Source organism: Limnohabitans sp. 63ED37-2 (assembly GCF_001412535.1).
In the GTDB taxonomy this organism is placed as follows: Bacteria; Pseudomonadota; Gammaproteobacteria; order Burkholderiales; family Burkholderiaceae_C; genus Limnohabitans_A.
This window is the reverse complement of record NZ_CP011774.1, coordinates 1,143,666-1,161,508: the sequence shown is the minus strand read 5'-3', so window position 1 is coordinate 1,161,508 and position 17,843 is coordinate 1,143,666. Positions and strand designations below refer to the sequence as shown.

General features: G+C 61.8%; 16 protein-coding genes. 9 read left to right on the top strand and 7 right to left on the bottom strand.

The genetic code is table 11. The features are described from left to right. Positions 1-84 precede the first annotated feature (84 nt). The 3 genes from L63ED372_RS05595 to L63ED372_RS05585 are packed head-to-tail and all read left to right on the top strand — an operon-like array spanning position 85 to position 2,029. Positions 85-762: a transglutaminase-like domain-containing protein gene (locus L63ED372_RS05595; RefSeq protein WP_062404191.1), complete on the top strand. Its 678-nt coding sequence runs from the start codon at positions 85-87 to the stop codon at positions 760-762. After that, positions 759-1,145, top strand: coding sequence for a hypothetical protein (locus L63ED372_RS05590; RefSeq protein ID WP_062404188.1), 387 nt, complete (start codon positions 759-761; stop codon positions 1,143-1,145). Before L63ED372_RS05595 ends, L63ED372_RS05590 begins: the two co-directional genes overlap by 4 nt. Positions 1,146-1,150: 5 nt before the next feature. Then, complete coding sequence (locus L63ED372_RS05585; protein WP_082431598.1) at positions 1,151-2,029, top strand: dienelactone hydrolase family protein; 879 nt, start codon at positions 1,151-1,153, stop codon at positions 2,027-2,029. Here the strand turns inward: L63ED372_RS05585 and L63ED372_RS05580 are convergent. Further along, positions 1,995-3,230, bottom strand: a complete 1,236-nt coding sequence (locus L63ED372_RS05580; RefSeq protein ID WP_062404184.1) for a C45 family autoproteolytic acyltransferase/hydolase — start codon at positions 3,228-3,230, stop codon at positions 1,995-1,997. The two genes, L63ED372_RS05585 and L63ED372_RS05580, sit on opposite strands and share 35 nt — an antisense overlap. Positions 3,231-3,381: 151 nt before the next feature. Here L63ED372_RS05580 and L63ED372_RS05575 point away from each other — a divergent pair, with 151 nt between their 5' ends. Next, on the top strand, positions 3,382-4,884 hold the full coding sequence (locus L63ED372_RS05575; protein ID WP_062404182.1) for a M81 family metallopeptidase: 1,503 nt from the start codon (positions 3,382-3,384) through the stop codon (positions 4,882-4,884). A 19-nt stretch (positions 4,885-4,903) separates the two neighbouring features. On the opposite strand, the gene L63ED372_RS05570 is transcribed toward L63ED372_RS05575, so the two are convergent. Continuing rightward, complete coding sequence (locus L63ED372_RS05570; protein ID WP_062404180.1) at positions 4,904-6,142, bottom strand: MFS transporter; 1,239 nt, start codon at positions 6,140-6,142, stop codon at positions 4,904-4,906. 71 nt (positions 6,143-6,213) lie between these two features. Next, entirely contained in the window at positions 6,214-6,876 is a 663-nt protein-coding gene (locus L63ED372_RS05565; RefSeq protein WP_062404178.1) for a GntR family transcriptional regulator, read from the bottom strand. Positions 6,877-6,990: 114 nt separating this feature from the next. Here L63ED372_RS05565 and L63ED372_RS05560 point away from each other — a divergent pair, with 114 nt between their 5' ends. Further along, a complete protein-coding gene (locus tag L63ED372_RS05560; protein WP_062404177.1) occupies positions 6,991-7,959 on the top strand; it encodes a 4-hydroxythreonine-4-phosphate dehydrogenase PdxA in 969 nt (322 codons plus the stop codon). After that, positions 7,956-8,915 (top strand): Bug family tripartite tricarboxylate transporter substrate binding protein, encoded by a 960-nt coding sequence (locus tag L63ED372_RS05555; protein WP_082431597.1) that lies wholly within the window; start codon positions 7,956-7,958, stop codon positions 8,913-8,915. Before L63ED372_RS05560 ends, L63ED372_RS05555 begins: the two co-directional genes overlap by 4 nt. 107 nt (positions 8,916-9,022) lie before the next feature. Here the strand turns inward: L63ED372_RS05555 and L63ED372_RS05550 are convergent, their stop codons facing one another. From L63ED372_RS05550 to tsaD, 3 genes are all read right to left on the bottom strand, one after another. Beyond that, on the bottom strand, positions 9,023-9,634 hold the full coding sequence (locus L63ED372_RS05550; protein WP_062404174.1) for a hypothetical protein: 612 nt from the start codon (positions 9,632-9,634) through the stop codon (positions 9,023-9,025). 301 nt (positions 9,635-9,935) lie between these two features. Then, positions 9,936-11,213: a branched-chain amino acid ABC transporter substrate-binding protein gene (locus L63ED372_RS05545; protein ID WP_062404172.1), complete on the bottom strand. Its 1,278-nt coding sequence runs from the start codon at positions 11,211-11,213 to the stop codon at positions 9,936-9,938. Between the two features lie 124 nt (positions 11,214-11,337). Next, positions 11,338-12,387, bottom strand: a complete 1,050-nt coding sequence (tsaD, locus tag L63ED372_RS05540) for a tRNA (adenosine(37)-N6)-threonylcarbamoyltransferase complex transferase subunit TsaD (RefSeq protein ID WP_062407684.1) — start codon at positions 12,385-12,387, stop codon at positions 11,338-11,340. A 115-nt stretch (positions 12,388-12,502) separates the two neighbouring features. Here tsaD and L63ED372_RS05535 point away from each other — a divergent pair, with 115 nt between their 5' ends. The 3 genes from L63ED372_RS05535 (at position 12,503) to L63ED372_RS05525 (ending at position 15,395) form a co-directional block, all read left to right on the top strand. Then, entirely contained in the window at positions 12,503-13,165 is a 663-nt protein-coding gene (locus L63ED372_RS05535) for a substrate-binding domain-containing protein (RefSeq protein ID WP_231624600.1), read from the top strand. A gap of 133 nt (positions 13,166-13,298) precedes the next feature. Continuing rightward, complete coding sequence (gene cobA, locus L63ED372_RS05530) at positions 13,299-14,084, top strand: uroporphyrinogen-III C-methyltransferase (protein WP_062404168.1); 786 nt, start codon at positions 13,299-13,301, stop codon at positions 14,082-14,084. A gap of 84 nt (positions 14,085-14,168) precedes the next feature. After that, positions 14,169-15,395: an NAD(P)/FAD-dependent oxidoreductase gene (locus tag L63ED372_RS05525; RefSeq protein ID WP_062404166.1), complete on the top strand. Its 1,227-nt coding sequence runs from the start codon at positions 14,169-14,171 to the stop codon at positions 15,393-15,395. Here the strand turns inward: L63ED372_RS05525 and L63ED372_RS05520 are convergent. Then, complete coding sequence (locus tag L63ED372_RS05520; protein WP_197275325.1) at positions 15,385-17,634, bottom strand: patatin-like phospholipase family protein; 2,250 nt, start codon at positions 17,632-17,634, stop codon at positions 15,385-15,387. The genes L63ED372_RS05525 and L63ED372_RS05520 overlap by 11 nt on opposite strands. Positions 17,635-17,843: the final 209 nt, after the last annotated feature.

The window sequence follows — 17,843 nt, the reverse complement described above, 5'->3', positions numbered from 1 at the left end:
CAGCCTTTCCAAGATCCTGGTGTGTAGGCCGCAATATAGCCAGCGTGACACATCCGGGCTGGCGCACACGCTACAGTCAAATGCATGAACTCCCTGCCCTCACCCGCCACCTTGGCCCCCACCGCGCTCATCGACAGCGACCATCCCGACGTGATCGCCTTGGCCCGCAAACATGCACAAGGCGCCACCGACCGCGAACGCGCGGTGTCGCTGTACCTGGCGGTGCGCGACCAATTTCGCTACGACCCTTACCGAATCGACCTGTCCCCGCAGGGCATGCGGGCCAGCTCGGTGATTGCCCAAGGCTCGGGCTGGTGTGTGCCCAAAGCGGCGCTGATGGCCGCGGCCTGCCGCGCCGCAGGCTTGCACGCCCGCCTGGGCTACGCCGATGTGCGCAACCACCTGAGCACCGAGCGCCTGCGCCAAACCATGCAGACCGATGTGTTCATCTGGCACGGCTATGCCGACATCTGGCTGGACGGCCAATGGGTCAAGGCCACGCCCGCTTTCAACATCGAGCTGTGCGACAAATTCGGCCTGCTGCCGCTGGAGTTTGATGGATTGAGCGACTCGATTTACCACCCCTTCGACAAATCGGGCAACCGGCACATGGAGTACGTGAACCAGCGCGGCACCTTTGACGACATGCCTTTGCCGCAGATCGTGGCCGATTTCAAAACCGTCTACAGCGGCTGGATGGCCGAGAGCGACCCGCTGCAAAACGCCAGTTTTGCGCAAGACGTGGACAAGGAAACGCGATGACCCAGCGCCCACTGGTGCTGCTGGACTCGATTGCGCTGGTCAACGCCACGCACGCAGGTTCGGTGATCGTGTCGGGTTCGCACGGCGGTTTGTCGGCCTCACATTTCGTCACAGCGCAAACCCTCAAACCTTTTGCAGTGGCCTTCAACGATGCGGGAGGTGGCAAGGACGATGCAGGCCGCGTGGCGCTGCATGAATTGCAGGCCGTGGGTGTGCTGGCGATTTTGTACGCCCACACCTCGGCCCGCATCGGCGAGGCACAAGACGGGCTAGACAACGGGGTCGTCAACGGCCTGAACGCTTTGGCACTGGCGCAAGGCTTGCAGCTGGGCATGCGTGTGTCGGAAGCGATGCAGCACCTGATTGAAAGTTCTCGGGGTTAAGGACCATGCACCTTCTTCAACACCTGCGCCATGGCCATCTTTGGCTGTGTATGGGTCTAGGGCTGGTCGCATCGGCCATGGCTCAGCCGGTGGTCGACCATCTGCCGGGTGCCGATGGTTTGGCGCTGAAAGTTTGGGTGTTTCATCCCGTCCAGCGATCACCCGACACCCAGCGCCCCGTGGTGGTGGCACTGCACGGATGTGGTGGCATGTACGCCACGGTCGGTTCGCGCAAAGGCCAGCTCAGTGCACGCCATCAGGGCATGACCGACTTGCTGCTGGCACAAGGCTACAGCGTGGTGTGGCCCGACAGCCTCACACCCCGGCAGGAAACCAGTTTGTGCGAACAAAGCATGGCCTCACGCCAAGTGCGGCAAAGCCATCGCCGCAGTGACGTTCACACCACCTTGGCCTGGCTAGGCCAACAAGCCTGGACGGATCAGCAACGGGTGGCCTTGTTGGGCTGGTCCCATGGGGGCAGTGCCGTGCTGGCCAGCTCGGACAGCCGCCAAAAACCCCCTCAGCCCAGCGTAACGCCGGACATCGCCTTGGCGTTTTACCCCGGTTGCTCCGATGCACTGCGGCGGGCTTACCAAGCGACGTGGCCCGTGCACCTGCTGCTCGCAGGGGCAGACGACTGGACTCCGGCAGCGCCTTGTGTGGCCTTGGCCCAGAAAGCGGGCATGAGCTTCAAGCTGTATCCGGACAGCCACCATGGCTTTGACAATCCAGTGGGACAAGTCAAACACTTGCCCCGTGTGCCCAATGGCCAACACCCGGGCATGGGTGTTCACGCGGGCCGCAACCCCGTGACCGGCCCGCAGGCCTGGCAGGATGTGCTGGAGTTGCTCAAGAAACGGTGGCCGGATCCAGTCGCTCATTGAGCTGACTGGACGCAGCGGCCAAGGGCACCGACTCAAAGGCCACGCGGCTGGGCACGTCGCTGGCCACCCACATGGCGGGCGGCTGCGTGTGCATGACGATACCGGCCACGCTTTCGACGCGGCTTTCGGGCGGCACACTCGGGTCGGGGCTGCGGCAAATCGACAAAAAGCCATCCGACTCGTCGCGCAAAAAGTGCTCCAACTCGGCTTGTCCAATCGGTTTGTGCAACGTGTGTTGATGGGCTGTACCGAGGCGGCTTTGGCTCGACAAACCGGGGCCCATGGGGGCTTGCTCGGCCAGCAGCGATTCGCACACAAAATGGTTGGTGTGCACCACCACGCCATCGGTGGGCGCAACCTCGGCCCAGCCTGCGGGCGAGACCTCAAAGCAAGCGGCCTGGCCCTGGGCGTCGGCACAGGGCACGTTCGAGGCCGCGCCAAAGCCCAGGCCGAGATCGGATTGCAGGACTTTCAAACGCTGGCGGGCGTGCGCCACCGAGTCGCAATCGAGCAAATGGCGCAGCAGCACATGCACCGGAACGCCCAGGCGGCTGCCGTCGCGCACCGAACGCAAGATGTTCAGGCCCAGCGCAAAACCCGATTGGTTGATGCCGATCTTGGCCAGCATGCCCGCCTCGGTCAGGGTGGTGATGCTTTGGCCGCTGGGGCCTTGGGTGTGCAACACCACGAGGGCCTGGCGCTGGCGGCCCATCCAGTCCCAGTTTTGCGCGAGCCAGGCTTGGCCTGTGCGGCTGGCGGCGGCGGTGACGCCCATGGCGGTGCATTCGCCGTCGTGCAGAGCCTGGTCCCAGGCGGCTTGTTCCAGCCAGTCAGGCAGGCCTGCGGCGCGGTTGGCGGCCAGGGCGGCTTGGGCAGCGTCTTTCAGGTGCGGGGCGTCCGCTAAAAACGTGGGGGGCAAAATTTCGGTGCGGCAGTTCAGCGCCATCAGACTGCCCAGCGTTTGGCCGCTGCCTTCGGCCATGCCACGCAGCTCGGCCATCAGGTCGGCATCGACTTGGGTAATGACTTTTTCAAAACGCATGGCCCGCTCACAAGCTTGGGTCCAGTCGATGCCGCAGGCGGCAAACAAGCGTGCGTAGGTGACCACGCTGTGCTGGATGCGGTCCTGGGCCTCGCGGCCATAAATTTGCCCGCGTTCATAAGCCGAGGCGGCACCCAAGGTGTCAATGCAAGGGAACATGCGCAATCTCCGTCAAGGGGCTTCAGTCTTGATCCGGCAAGGCTGGCTGTCAATTCGGACAAACGCAGATCCCCTCTCAACTTGGCACCTCGGTGACTGTGCGCGGCCCGACATCGGGGCCATCATGGCCAGATGTTGAACTGGAGGCCCTATGCGTTTGCTGATCGCAATGATGATGCACGAGACCAACACTTTCTCGCCTGTGCCCACCGACTTGCAGCGCTTTGCGCTCGGCCCGGGTGAAGCGCCGCCGCGAGGCGATGCCGCCATAGCCGCCTTTCGCGGCACCGGCACGGCCACCGGGGCCTTCATTGACCTGGCCGAGCAGGCGGGGGCTGAGTTTGAGCTGGCGCTGGGTGCACACGCCGCGCCCAGCGGACTGGTGTTTGACGCGGCCTACGAGGCCATGAGTGAAGCCATCTTGCAGGCCGTGGACCGCGGTGGGTTTGACGGCATCTTGCTCGACCTGCACGGCGCCATGGTGAGCGAAAGCCACGAGGACGGCGAAGGCGAGTTGCTGCGCCGCATCCGCGCCATCGACCCCAAAACCCCGATTGGTGTGGCCTACGACATGCATGCCAACGTGTACGCCGACATGGTCGAATTGGCGCAAACCGTGGCGGGCTACCAGACCTACCCGCATGTGGACATGTACGGCACAGGCGTGCGGGCAGGCACTGCCTTGCTCAAGCTGCTCCAGGGCCAGGCCCAACCCACCACCGCTTGGGGCCGTTTGCCCATGATCCCGCACATCATGCGGCAAAGCTCGCTGGACGAGCCCAACCGATCCATTCAGGCCCGCGCCCAACAAATGGAAAAAGAAGGCGCTTTGTGCGCCAGTGTGTTCACCGGTTTTCCACATGCCGACATCGAAAACGCGGGCCTGTCGGTGGTGGTGGTGACCGACAACGACCTGCCGCTGGCCCAGCGCCTGCGCGACGAGCTGATGCAAATGGCCTGGGACAGCCGCGCCCAGTGGGTGTACGAGGTGGAACCCCTGGCCACTTCGGTGGCCCGCGCCCAAACCTTAACCGACTACCCGGTCATGCTGCTGGACCATTACGACAACGCGGCCTCGGGCGGCACCATGGACACCACCGCAGTGTTGGCCGAGGTGCTGCGCCAAGGCTTGCGCAACGTGGCGGTGTTTGCGATTTTTGACCCGCAAGCAGTGCAAGAAGCCATCACAGCAGGCATCGGCACACAAGTGAGATTGCAAGTGGGGGGCAAGATGGCCATGCCCCTCATGCCGCACCGCAGCGCACCCATCGAATTGAGCGGCGTGGTCAAGCTGATCTCGAACGGCAAGTACCGCAACAAAGGCCCCATGAGCCGGGGTGCCCGGCAAAACATGGGCCAGGCGGTGGTGATCGACACGGGCAATGTGGAGGTGGCACTGATCTCGCGCCATGTCGAGCCCTTTGACGTGAACGCCCTGCTGTGCCTGGGCATCGACCCGACACAAAAGGATTTTGTGGTGCTCAAAAGCCGCGTGCACTGGCGTGCAGGCCTGGGCCACCTGGCCCGCGCCACGGTGGAGTGCGCTGGTGCTGGGGCTTGCACCTCGGACTACAACGAGCTGCATTTCAAAAAACTGCGGCGCCCGATTTACCCGCTGGACCCCGGCGTGAGCTGGTCGGCCGCCGATCGTTGAAGGCCAGACTGCGGCCCGTTCACGCGGGCTGCGCCGCGGCCCGCTTGACTCGCCAGAGCAACCACAAGGCGATGCTCAAATTCAAAGCGTTCCACAACACACCGTTGATGAAAGCGGCGTGGTAGGAGCCGGTGAGGTCAAACACCTTGCCCGACATCCAGCCGCCCAAAGCCATGCCCAATAACGTGGCCATGATGACCGCACCCACGCGTGAGCCCGCTTCTTTGGCCGGGAAGTACTCACGCACGATGATGGCGTAGGCGGGCACGATGCCGCCCTGAAACAGGCCGAACAAGGCGGAGATGATGTAGAGCGAGACCAGGCCATCAAAGGGCAAAAACAAGAGCAGCGCCACGCCCTGCAAGACCGAGCCCAGCACCAGCGTGCGCAAGCCGCCAATGCGGTCACAAATGGCCCCTGAAATCAAACGGCTGGCGATGCCGCTGGCCAGCATGAGCGAGAGCATTTCAGCACCGCGTGCCGCGCCAAAACCCAAGTCGGTGCAGTACGCCACGATGTGCACCTGCGGCATGGCCATGGCCACGCAGCAAGCCACGCCCGCCACACACAACAAAAACTGCGCGTTGTTGGGGCTCAGGCCAAAGGGCCGCTGCGACTGCAGGGCTTGGGCGCTGCCCACCACCGGGGTTTGCAGCAAGGGCGGGCGTTGGCGCATGAGCAAGCTGAGCAGCACCATGCCGATGCCACAAAACAGGCCCAGCGCCACATAGGTGCTGCGCCAGCCCACGGACTCGACACCGTACTGGGCCAAAGGCGGCCAGATGGCCCCGGCCACGTAATTGCCACTGGCGCACACCGCCACGGCAATGCCCCGCCTCTTGCGCCACCACAGCGAGGTGTCGGCCACTAAGGGGGCGAAGGTGGTGGAGCTGCCGATCAGCCCCAGCAGCAAACCGTGCGCCAGCGCAAACCACCAAATATTGCCCGACAAACTGGCTGCAATGAAACCCAGGCCCGTGCCCACGCCGCCCAAAAACAAAGGCACATGCACGCCCGCGCGGTCGGCCCAGCGGCCCATGAACAGGCCCCCGACACCAAAGCCGATCATCATCAAGGTGTAGGGCAAAGACGCATCGGCCCGGCTGACGCCAAACTCGGCCTGCACCGCTGGCAGCACCACGGCCACCACGTACATGCTCGAGCCCCCCAAGGTCATCAGGGCCAGGGTGACCAGCAAACGCCGAGCAGCGTAAGCGGAGTCGATCAGGTGTTCAGCAGCGGCAGTGAAGGAGCTCATGCCACCAGATTAGCAGGCGCACACCCGCTGGCTTGGCAAGTGCGGGACAAGCCACTTGCCCTGGGGTGCGCTCAGTTCACCACATCCTTGATGCGCGGCCAGGTGTTGCGAATGTGCTCGCCCATGATGCGCGACAGGGCCGCAGCATCCCGGGCGGCCAAAGCCACCATCATCTGTTCGTGTTCGGCCATGGCGGCGTTCCAGTTCTCCGGTGTTGAATTGCCGCTGTAGCGCAGGCTGCGCATGCGTTTGCTCAGCGTGGCATGGGTCATGCTCAGGGTGTCGTTGTCGGCCAATGCAATCAAGGCCTCATGGATGCGCTGGTTGAGTGCGAAATACGCCAGGCGCTCGCGGCTTTCAAAAAACACCTTCATTTGCTCGTGCATCGCCAAGATCGCGTCGATCTGGGCCTGATCGGCCTGACAGGCCCGCTCACCCGCATAGGACTCCACCAAGGCGATCACCTCCAGCATGTCGCGGGCATCCTTGGCCGAAAAAGCCTTCACGATCGCCCCACGCAAAGGTAAGAGCTCCACCAGGCCTTCGGCCGTCAAGACCTTGATGGCCTCACGCACCGGTGTGCGGGACACACCCAACAACTGGGCCACCTCCAGCTCCTGGATGCGCTCCCCCGGACGCAGTCGCAAGGACACGATCATGTCGCGCAAACGGTTGGTGACTTCTTCGTGAAGCGGGACGCGCTCAATCTGGCTGGAGGGGTCTTGTGAAGGCATGGGGTGGAAGTATGGGGGAAAACCAGAGCTTGACCGGGGGGTATCGGCTCCCTAGCATTATCCGTAATTACGGATTATGAGCATCCACCCCTTCCTCCCATCAGAGCCTGACCCATGACACTGCCCACCCTGGCCCTCTTCACTGGCGACCCTGCAGGCATCGGCCCTGAATTGGTCGAAAAAATGCTGCAAAACCCTGCGTGGCAAACCCACGCCCGGGTGATTCTGATTGGCCAGAAGGGCTCGATCCAAGTCCCCCACGACGTGGTCTGGCATGAATGGTCTGGCTTCAACGCCCCAGCTTTTGAGCGGGGCGTGGCCAATGCCCAAAACGGCCGTTACATGATCGACGCCCTGGCCGCGGGCGTGGATCTGGTCATGGCGGGGCAAGCCGATGCTTTTTGTTTTGCCCCGCTGAACAAATCCGCCCTGCGCCAAGGTGGAATGACCCAAGAGGACGAATTGCGCTGGTTTGCAGAGCACATGCACTACACAGGCGTTTGTGGCGAACTCAATGTCCTCAAGAACCTCTGGACCGCGCGGGTGACCTCACATGTGCCCTTGAGCGAAGTCTCCTCGCTGCTCAACCCGGAGAAAGTGGCCGATGCCATTCGCATGATTTCTCAGGCGCTGAGGGCCTCGGGCATTGACCAACCCCGCGTGGCGGTTTGCGGCCTGAACCCACACAACGGAGACAACGGCAACTACGGCGACGAAGAGGGCCGCATCATCGCGCCCGGTGTGCAACTGGCAGCGGACATGGGTTTTGCGGCCGATGGGCCATTTCCGGCCGACACGGCTTTTGTGCGGGCCATCCGTTCGCCGGGTGGCTACGACGGTGTGGTGACCATGTACCACGATCAAGGCCAGATCGCCATGAAGCTGATGGGTTTTGAGCAAGGCGTGACGGTGCATGGCGGTCTGCCCTGCCCCATCACCACACCCGCCCATGGCACGGCGTATGACATCGCAGGGCGTGGTGCGGCCAACCCCCAGGCCATGACCAACGCCTTTGAATTGGCCGCCCGCATGGCCCACTCTCGCCGTTCATCACAACCACAACCCGAGGAGACCTTGTCATGAAGTTGAAGAAAATCCTGCTCACGGCCCTGCTGGCCACGCCCTTGCTGGGCTTGGCGCAAAGCTACCCCAACAAGCCGGTGCGCATCATGGTGGGCGCCAACGCTGGCGGCGGCACCGACATCATTGCCCGCATGCTGGCTGAAAAAATGGGCGAGGCCTTCAAGGGCTCGTTTGTGGTCGAGAACAAACCTGGGGCATCCAACACGATTGCTGCCGACCTGACGGCCAAAGCCCCAGCCGACGGCCACACCTTGCTGGTGGCCACCAACACCGGACAGGCCATAGCACCGCACCTGATCAAGCTCAGTTTTGACCCGATCAAAGACCTGACCCCCGTGGGCCTGATCGTGACGGTGCCCAATGTGCTGGTGGTGGGGGCCAATGTGCCCGCCAACAACGTGGCCGAGTTGGTGTCTTTGATGAAAGCCAAGCCCAACGAGTTCAAATACGCGTCTTCGGGCGTGGGCAGTACCCAGCACATCGCGGGCGAGGGTTTCAACCTGGCAGCGGGTGTGAAAAGCATCCATGTGCCCTACCGGGGCAGCAGCCAGGCGCATTTGGACATCATCGGGGGCAACGTCCAAATCATGTTCGACACCACCTCCTCGGCGATGGGTCAGATCAAGGCCGGTAAATTCAAACCCCTGGCCCTGACCACAGCCACCCGCAGCGCCGAGTTGCCTCAGGTGCCCACGCTGGCCGAAGCGGGTGTGAGCGGCTTTGAGATGAGCACCTGGTACGGCATGTTCGTGACCACCGGCACACCACCCGAGGTGACACAACGTCTGCAGACCGAGTTGGCCAAAATCCTGAAAATGCCGGACATCCAAGCCAAGCTCAAAGGTCTGGGCGGCGAGCCCGGCAACATCACACCTGACCAATTTGCGCAAATGAACCGCCAGGAATTCACGCGCTTTGGCGATCTGATCAAGAAGGCCAACATCAAGCTGGAGTGAGGGGGCTTCGGCAAGTCAAGGCAGCTCAAAGGCTTGGGCGTCTGCATCGCCCAAGCCTTGACCAAGTCACCGGCTGTTGACAGACCGGTCAGCAGCATGAGGTGGGTTTAAACCGCCAGCAGATAACCTTCAGAGGGCGATGCGTCCAAAGTGCGGCCCTGAATCAAACCCGGCGCTGCTTGCTTGAATGCAGCCACCACCCGACCCTCGCCCAGGGTGAAGATGTCGTCTTGCAACAGCCTGGTGAAGAACAAATCGGCCGACAACTTGGGGGCGTGCAAGTGGCAATAATCGGCGACCAGAGTTCGGTAAAAGCCCACGAATTCGCGCATCAAAGCACAGGTTTGCTCTGAATCGATCAGTCCCGCTTGCTCGGGCACGGACAGCAATTTCAAGGGATTTTCGTTGTACAAACCAAAACGGGTCCAGCCAAATTTGGGGTAAGCGGTTCGCTCACGCCAGTCGGCGTAATACGGCTTGAAATAAGTCTGCATGCATTGGTCTGTGGCCACCAAAGCAAACAAACACAAAACAAACATGGGGCGCAACTCGACGTCGATGTTGTCGAGGTCATCTGGGGCGCGTGACCAATTTTTGCCGCCGAACTGGATCAGGTCTTTGTCGTTCAGGATGTCTTTGAGAACTTGCGGCACGTCCACAAAATTCAGCTTGCCAATGTCGCGTTGAAAACCGTGGTTGAAATACTTGACGATGCTCATTTTTTGCCTTTCGATACAAAAAAATGAATTCAGCAATTGACAACTTCAAAAGCCAAAGGACTGACAAGCATTCAATCGGTCCCTCAAAAATCCGAATAATTGCCTTTCAACGGATTTGGCATTTTCATTTTTATGAGATCTTAGTAATTAATTTATAAATAAAAAAGATCATTGCCGGTTTATTACATCTTGTTTCAAATTCCCAGTCCTGTTGATGCCACCACGCCACAGACTTGGCGTTGCAGCCTGTGCTCACGCATCCTCAACGTGCGGGCGGTCGAAAGCTGGCCTCAAAAGTGGCTCAGGAGGCCGGACGCTCCATCTGACAGGTGCTGGGCAAACGGGCCTGCTCGGCCGTGATCTGTCGCACCACCTTGAAGCCGTAGCCAGAGCCTTCCACGTCAAATGGCACGCCTGGCGTGCCCTGGCGGGCCATCACACCCACCACCAAAGGCTGCTGAAACTGGTGGTCTTGGGCCCGCATGCTGCCGGTTTGCCCGGCCATGCTGACCCGGGCTTTTTCAAGTTGCAAGGCCACAGCCACTGGATCGGTGCCCCCGGCTTTGGCCACCGCCTGCGCCAATGCCTCGATCATGAGTTGCATGCGCACATGCACATAGTCTTCGGATGGTTTGGGAAAGCGCTGGCGAAATGACTTGTAAAACTCTGCACTGGCCTGCCCCGGCACATTGGGCAGCCAGTCGGCCACCGCGATCACGCGGCCCACACCGGCCTCACCAATGGCCGCTGGCGCGCCCAAGGCGTTGCCATAAAAAGTGTAGAACTTGCCTTCGTAACCGGCCTCGCGAGCGGCCTTGACCAAGAGCGTCAGGTCATTGCCCCAGTTGCCCGTGATCACCGCTTGCGCTCCACTGGCCTTGATCTTGGCCGCATAGGGCAAGAAATCTTTCACACGGCCCAGGGGGTGCAGCTCATCGCCCACGATCTGAACATCCGGGCGCAACACCCCCAATTGACGCCTGGCCTCGCGCAACACGGCTTGGCCAAAACTGTAGTCCTGTCCAATCAAATAGGCCGATTTCACGCTCGGGTCTTCGCGCAAGACCTGCATGAGCGCTGCCATGCGCATGTCGGCATGGGCATCAAAACGGAAATGCCAGAAACTGCATCGTTCGTTGGTCAAGGCCGGGTCAACCGCCGAGTAATTGAGAAACAGCACTCGCCGGGCAGGCTCGCGCTCGTTGTGCTTGTTGATGGCATCGATCAGCGCTGCCGCATTGGCCGAAGAATTGCCTTGCAACACGACCTGTGCGCCATCGTCAATGGCCGATTTGAGCGCCGACAAGGCCTCTTCGCTTTGGCCTTTGCTGTCGTGGCGTGTCAGCACCATTGGCCGCAGGCCTTGTGCAGTGGGGACGCCACCGCGGGCATTGACCCGCTCGACCGCCCAGGCGATGTTGCGCACCACGGCTTCTCCCGTGTTGGCAAAAGGGCCACTCAGGCCTTCGATCAAGGCCAGGCGAATGGGTGCGGGGGATTGGGCATGGGCCACAACAGAACACAGGGCGGCGGCACAGGCCAGCAGCGTGCGACGCGAAAAGATGGGCAATGAAGGCATGGCAAAAACGCAGAACCGTGAACCGGTCCACACAAGCAAAGGGGCGGAGTTTAACCAGTCAGGGCACACACCCTCGGGTTAACCCGCATTGGCGCAGGGCTTGTGCAGGGCGTGCCCTGACCCTTTAAGACCCGGCCAGCTCGTGCAACGGCCAGCGCGGTTTCACGTCGAAGCTGTAACGCGCCTGGGCGGTTTGTGCCCCGGCTTGCAAACGCATGGCAGCGGCCATGGCGATCATGGCGCCGTTGTCGGTGCACAGGTGCAGCTCGGGGTAATGCACCCGCACCCGGGCTTTGGCGCAGGCGGCATTGAGTTGCGCCCGCAGCTCGCGGTTGGCGCCCACGCCCCCGGCCACGACCAGGCGCTTCATGCCACTGGTTTTGAGCGCGTTCATGGATTTTTTGACCAGCACTTCGACAATCGCTGCCTGGGTCGATGCGGCCAAGTCAGCCCGCTCAGGTGCGCCTTCGGTATGGGCCGCTGGGCCGATTTTTTGGCTTTGGGTGAGCACGGCGGTTTTGAGGCCCGCAAAAGAAAAGTCCAGATCGCCGCTGTGCAGCAAAGGCCGGGGCAGCTTGTAGGCCGCAGGATTGCCCTGCTCGGCCAGGCGCGACAGGCCAGGGCCACCCGGGTAAGGCAGGCCCATGAGTTTGGCCGACTTGTCAAAGGCTTCACCCGCCGCATCGTCAATCGTTTCGCCCAGCAGCTCGTAACGGCCCACGCCATCCACCCGCATGAGCTGCGTGTGACCGCCCGAGACCAGCAAGGCGATGAAGGGAAACTCGGGCGGATCGGCGCTCAAAAACGGCGAGAGCAAATGCCCCTCCAAATGGTGCACACCCAGCACGGGCTTGCCCAAAGACGCGGCCAGTGCACAGGCCACGCCCGAACCCACCAAAAGCGCCCCGGCCAGTCCTGGCCCCCGGGTGTAGGCCACCACGTCGATGCCCGCCAAAGTGGCCCCCGCCTCGGCCAGCACCTGGCGCGTGAGCGGCAGCACCCGGCGGATGTGGTCGCGGCTGGCCAGCTCGGGCACCACGCCGCCGTAGGCTTGGTGCATTTCGATCTGGCTGAAGAGTGCGTGCGACAGCAGACGCGGCATGGCAACCCCGGTGGTTTCCACCAAGGCCACGCCCGTCTCGTCACAAGATGATTCGATACCCAAAATTTGCATGACAGCGAGTTTAAGCGGGGCATGGGCCGCCGCTGGCGGCTTGGCCATAATCCTTGGCAGGACGACACCACACTGCAAAGCCCACACCATGACCACACTCCGACTGATTTCCTCCATGGCCACCAAACCCCTCTTGGCCGATCTGGTGGCGCTGTACGAGGCGCAGGCACCTCATGTTCAAGTGCAGGTCGAGTCGGTCGGCGGCGTGGATGCGGCCAAGCGCGTGCAGGCGGGCGAAGCCTTTGACGGCGTGGTGCTGGCCAGTGACGCCATCGACAAACTGGTGGCCAGCGGCCATGTGCGGGCGGGCAGCCGCGCCGATCTGGTGCGCTCAGGCGTGGCGGTGGCCGTGCCAGCAGGCCAGCCCGTGCCCGACATCTCGACCGAAGCCGCACTCAAGGCCGCCATCCTGGCCGCGCCCACCCTGGGCTATTCGACGGGCCCGAGTGGCGTGCAACTGGCTAAACAGTTCGAGGCCTGGGGCATTGCCGAGACCCTCTTACCCCGCATCGTGCAAGCCAAACCCGGCGTGCCCGTGGGCTCGTTGGTGGCCCAAGGCGAGGTGGCGCTGGGCTTTCAGCAGCTGAGCGAAATGCTGGGCGTGGCGGGCATCACCATCGTGGGCGGCCTGCCACCCGAGGTGGAAATCATCACCACGTTCTCGGGCTCGGTGGCGGCCACCAGCGAGCAAACCGAGGCGATGCAAGCCCTGTTGGCGTTTTGGACCTCGGCCGCTTGCACTCCGCTGAAGTTGCAGCACGGCATGCAAACGGCCTGAGCGCTGGCCCTGTTGCAGGACCGCCGGCTTGGACCTGCATCATTCAGCTTATGCCAAATATGTATTTGTAAGGGCTGGTGATAGATCGGAAAATTGGAAGCACTGAACACCCATGCCGATTTTCTGACCGCCCATGCCCGCACTTCTTGCCCCCAGCTGCACCCTTGTGGGTGCCGGTCCCGGTGACCCGGAACTGCTCACCCTCAAAGCGGTGAAAGCCATTGCCAACGCCACCGTGCTCTTGGTGGACGACTTGGTGAATGACGCCGTCTTGGCCCACGCCTCACCCACCGCACGCATCATCCATGTGGGCAAGCGCGGCGGCTGCCAAAGCACACCGCAGGCCTTCATTGACAAACTGATGATCACCGCTTTTAAAGAAGGTGAACGGGTGGTGCGCCTCAAAGGGGGCGATCCTTTCATTTTTGGCCGAGGCGGTGAAGAGGTGGAACACCTGCGCGAAGCGGGCATTGATGTGGCGGTGGTCAACGGCATCACCTCGGGCCTGGCGGGCATGAGCAGCCTGGGCGCACCACTCACCCACCGCGAACACGCCCACGGCGTGGTGTTTGTGACAGGCCACGCCAAGCCCGGCGACAGCGGCACCGACTGGGTGCAATTGGCCACCACTGCGCACCAAGCCAAACTGACGCTGGTGATCTACATGGGCGTGAGCAGCCTGAACCACATCTGCCAAGGTTTGCTGCAAGGCCTGCCTGCCCACACCCCGGTGGCGGTGGTCCAACACGCCAGCTTGCCGTCACAGCGCGAGGCGCTGACCACGCTGGCGGGCCTGGTGAACACCGTGCACCGAGAACAGCTGCAAAGCCCGAGCATCATCGTGGTGGGCGACGTGGTGCAAGGGGCGCGGGCATGGCAACAGGCCGAACAACAGACAAAGGCGCAGCGGGTCGCTTGAGCTCCCCCCCCGCGGGAGCGAGCCCCAGCTTGTGAATGTGGGGTGGGCCGCTGGCAGGGCCCTGCCCCTTTACACTCCTGAGCCATGAAGACATGGGATGTGGTGATCGTGGGTGCCGGGGCTGCCGGGTTGTTTTGCGCGGGCGTGGCGGGCCAGCGCGGGCTGAAGGTGCTGGTCATCGACCACAGCGACAAGATCGCCGAAAAAATCCGCATCTCGGGCGGCGGGCGCTGCAATTTCACCAACCGGCTGCTCGACGCCTCAGCGCCGCAAAAGCATTTCATCAGCCAGAACCCGCATTTTTGCCGCTCGGCGCTGTCGCGCTACACCCCACAGGACTTCATCGATCTGGTGCAAAAGCACGGCATTGCTTTCCATGAAAAGCACAAGGGCCAACTCTTTTGCGACCACTCCGCTGAAGACATCATCCGCATGCTGCTGGCCGAATGCGCCACAGGCGGCGTAGACATCCGCACGGGCTGCAGTGTGAAAACCGTACAAGCCCCGACAGAAGATGTCACCGCCTACACCCTGGAAACCAGCCAAGGCACCGTTCACACCACGTCGCTGGTGGTGGCCACGGGTGGTTTGTCCATCCCCAAAATCGGGGCCAGTGACTGGGGCTACCGCATCGCCAGCCAGTTTGGCCTGCGGCTGGTGGAGCGCCGACCCGGCCTGGTGCCCTTGACCTTTGATGGTGAAGCCTGGGCCCCTTATGCACAGCTGGCCGGGCTCGCGCTGCCTGTGGGCATCGAAACGGGCGAGAAAAAAAGCCGCATGCACTTTGACGAAGACCTGCTGTTCACCCACCGTGGTTTGTCGGGCCCCGGTGTCTTGCAGATCTCCAGCTATTGGCAGGAAGGCACACCGATTCGCCTGAACCTGGCCCCCGAGGTGAACCTGCCCGAGCGCCTGCAAGAAACCAAGCTGCGCTCCAAAAAACTGCTGGGCAACGAGCTGGCCAGTCTGGTGCCCAGTCGATTGGCCGAAGCCTGGGTCAGCCAGGACCCGGCCCTGCAGCGCACCGCCGCCGAGGTGCCCGACAAAGCCCTGACCAAACTGGCCGAGGCCCTGTCCAATTGGCGCCTCACCCCCACGGGCAGCGAGGGCTACAAAAAAGCAGAGGTCACCTTGGGTGGCGTAGACACACGCGATGTGTCCTCCCAAACCATGGAATCCAAACAGCCCGGTCTGTACTTCATTGGCGAGGTGATCGACGTGACCGGATGGCTGGGCGGCTACAACTTCCAGTGGGCCTGGGCCAGTGCGCATGCCTGCGCTCATGCTTTGCCAGGCGCACTCAAAAACTGAAGCGTCTGCCCAATTGCAGAAACAGGTTGTAGGTATCGCTGGAGCCTCTGGCGGCGCCCAAATAAATGTCCCCGATCTTGCTGTCCACCGCCACAAACGCGGTGGCGCTGTAACGCCAGCGATGTGCTGTTCCCTTGGCCCAAGCGTCTCCGGCTTCCAGCACGGTACCCACATAGGTTTTCTGATTGAGCAGGCCGCCTTGCGTCAAGCGGTACATGTAAGTGGATTGCACATGGACCAACTGGTCACCGACCAATTGCCCCATGCGGTAAGCCCCCATGTTCTGAAAACCACCCAAAATCAAATTGCTGGGCGCACGGCAGCGGTCGCAGTCCAGGGTGACACGTTCCTGGGCCAACTGGATGCCCAGATTGACGATGTGCGGCCCCTCCGAATGCGCCCACTTGGCCGACAGGCTGCCACCACTGTAAATGGCACCCGATATCCCTCGCTCCATGTGGCCGCCCAAAAAATAACCCCGCGTTGGAAAGCTCAGTGAGTCGAGTTGATCCATTTGCCATTTCATCCGCAGCGCGTTGTAGCGGATCTCCTGCGTGGGCTCCAGGTTGTCGTTGCCCCAAACCACCGTCGTGTCAAAGGCCCGGCGGATGCGGCTGGACACCATCCCCAGCTTCACGTTGGCCAGGCGCTCAAAATCGTAGACCAAGGTGGTGTCCAGACTTTGCACGGTTTGTTTGTAGTAAGCCAACTTCTGATTGTTGAAATTTTCCTCATTGAAAGACGAGCGGTAGAGCGGCAAAACATTGCGCTCCAAAGAGGCGCCGGTCTCGACACTCCAGCCCCTTGAGAGGGGTTGGTGAAAGCGCAAGCCCAGCTCGGACTGAGTGCCCATGCGGGCATCGATGGACAGCTCCAGACCCGATGGTGTCAACCAAGGGCGGCGATAACCCACCCCGGCCGTGAATTGCGTGACGCCATCCACCTCGCTGGAAAACCCCATGGTGGTCTTGAAAAAATGGGGGCTGTACGGTTTTTCGCGCACCGTGACCAGCAACTTGTACGCATCGCCCTGCTGCTGAACCAGGCTGTAACTGACCAGGTCAAAGTAGCCGCTGGTGTAGAGCTCGTCCAGATAACGCTCGACCCGCTGGGCAGAAAATTCCTGCGACAGCATCGGGGCCAGCATGGACTGGATGAAACTCTCCGAGACATCTTTGTGGCCTTGTGACTCGATGGCCACGATGCGTTTTTCGCGCTGGTCAAACGACAGCCTTGCAGGCGCTTGTGGCGTGGTTTGCGCCGCAAAACTTTGACGCAAAGCCGCCAACCTCGCCTGCACAGGCACCAGCGCTTCCCGTCCGCGTTGCACCACTTCTGGTGCACGGTTGAAATCGGAAAAGCCAATGTCCTGAACAGATGGGAGGACCAAGACGTCTTGTGGCCTCAACAAAGCCAAGTTGCGCTTTTCGTTTTGGCGAATCAGGATGTCCAGCATGCGGTTGGCCACCACCAAGGCATGGCTGGCGGACTCGGTCTTGCCTTCGTCGGCCCCCGCCCCCAAAAAAGAGGCCACGATCACATCGGCCCCTTCGGCCAAAGCCACCTCGATGGGCATGTTGGCCACCAAGCCGCCGTCCACATAGGTCTCACCATCCACCTCGACGGGCGCAAACACGGCGGGGGCCGCCATGCTGGCACGAATCGCCAAATGCAGGGCGCCACGATCAAACACCTTCATCTCGCCGTCGCGGTAGCGCGTGGCCACAGCCCGAAATGGGATTTTCAAATCATCAAAGTTGACTTCGGGCGGCAAGTGTTGGGTCAGGGACTGCAGCAGGGCCAAGAAACGCTGCCCATCGCTCACGCCCCGGGCAAAACTCACCCCACCGTTTTTGATGCCGAACTCCAGATCTACCGGGTATTTTTCTTGGTAGGCGCGTGTGCGTGAAGGCAACTCCCGGCGATCGATCTGATCAAGGGCCACCCTGGAGGGGTCCAACTGACTCAAGGTGCGTTCAATGTCTGCGGTGCTCATGCCACTGGCATACAAGCCGCCAATCACCGCCCCCATGCTGGTGCCCACAATGCGGGCAATCGGAATGCGGTCTTGTTCGAGTTGCCGCAGCACCGCCAAATGGGCAAACCCCTTGGCACCGCCTCCCGCCAAGACCAAGACCACACTGGGGGCTGGGGCTGGGGCTACCACGGGTGCCTGGGCCCAAGCCCCCAGGGCACAAGCGGCCCAAGCCCACACAGCCAACCGGAATGAATTCTTCAAGAATCGAGGGGAGGTCCGTTTGAAAAGATGCATATAGATTTCATTTTAGTCAAGGCGGCCTCCCCCCTGGCTGCGGCCTCATGCGCCCTTGGACCCTGGGCCGGGCCAAGCGCTGTGTGGCCTCGCACATTCAAGCTGCTGTTTGGCCGCAAAAGCAGGCGACTTGTCGCTATAATCTGAGGCTTTGCTGGCAAACCCCCGTCTGCCAA

What these genes read in the sequence shown, in the direction of transcription:
- L63ED372_RS05595 (WP_062404191.1), top strand. Translation starts at nt 85, where the DNA reads ATGAACTCCCTGCCCTCACCCGCCACCTTGGCCCCCACCGCGCTCATC.
- L63ED372_RS05590 (WP_062404188.1), top strand. Translation starts at nt 759, where the DNA reads ATGACCCAGCGCCCACTGGTGCTGCTGGACTCGATTGCGCTGGTCAAC.
- L63ED372_RS05585 (WP_082431598.1), top strand. Translation starts at nt 1,151, where the DNA reads ATGCACCTTCTTCAACACCTGCGCCATGGCCATCTTTGGCTGTGTATG.
- L63ED372_RS05580 (WP_062404184.1), bottom strand. Translation starts at nt 3,230, where the DNA reads ATGTTCCCTTGCATTGACACCTTGGGTGCCGCCTCGGCTTATGAACGC.
- L63ED372_RS05575 (WP_062404182.1), top strand. Translation starts at nt 3,382, where the DNA reads ATGCGTTTGCTGATCGCAATGATGATGCACGAGACCAACACTTTCTCG.
- L63ED372_RS05570 (WP_062404180.1), bottom strand. Translation starts at nt 6,142, where the DNA reads ATGAGCTCCTTCACTGCCGCTGCTGAACACCTGATCGACTCCGCTTAC.
- L63ED372_RS05565 (WP_062404178.1), bottom strand. Translation starts at nt 6,876, where the DNA reads ATGCCTTCACAAGACCCCTCCAGCCAGATTGAGCGCGTCCCGCTTCAC.
- L63ED372_RS05560 (WP_062404177.1), top strand. Translation starts at nt 6,991, where the DNA reads ATGACACTGCCCACCCTGGCCCTCTTCACTGGCGACCCTGCAGGCATC.
- L63ED372_RS05555 (WP_082431597.1), top strand. Translation starts at nt 7,956, where the DNA reads ATGAAGTTGAAGAAAATCCTGCTCACGGCCCTGCTGGCCACGCCCTTG.
- L63ED372_RS05550 (WP_062404174.1), bottom strand. Translation starts at nt 9,634, where the DNA reads ATGAGCATCGTCAAGTATTTCAACCACGGTTTTCAACGCGACATTGGC.
- L63ED372_RS05545 (WP_062404172.1), bottom strand. Translation starts at nt 11,213, where the DNA reads ATGCCTTCATTGCCCATCTTTTCGCGTCGCACGCTGCTGGCCTGTGCC.
- tsaD (WP_062407684.1), bottom strand. Translation starts at nt 12,387, where the DNA reads ATGCAAATTTTGGGTATCGAATCATCTTGTGACGAGACGGGCGTGGCC.
- L63ED372_RS05535 (WP_231624600.1), top strand. Translation starts at nt 12,503, where the DNA reads ATGGCCACCAAACCCCTCTTGGCCGATCTGGTGGCGCTGTACGAGGCG.
- cobA (WP_062404168.1), top strand. Translation starts at nt 13,299, where the DNA reads ATGCCCGCACTTCTTGCCCCCAGCTGCACCCTTGTGGGTGCCGGTCCC.
- L63ED372_RS05525 (WP_062404166.1), top strand. Translation starts at nt 14,169, where the DNA reads ATGAAGACATGGGATGTGGTGATCGTGGGTGCCGGGGCTGCCGGGTTG.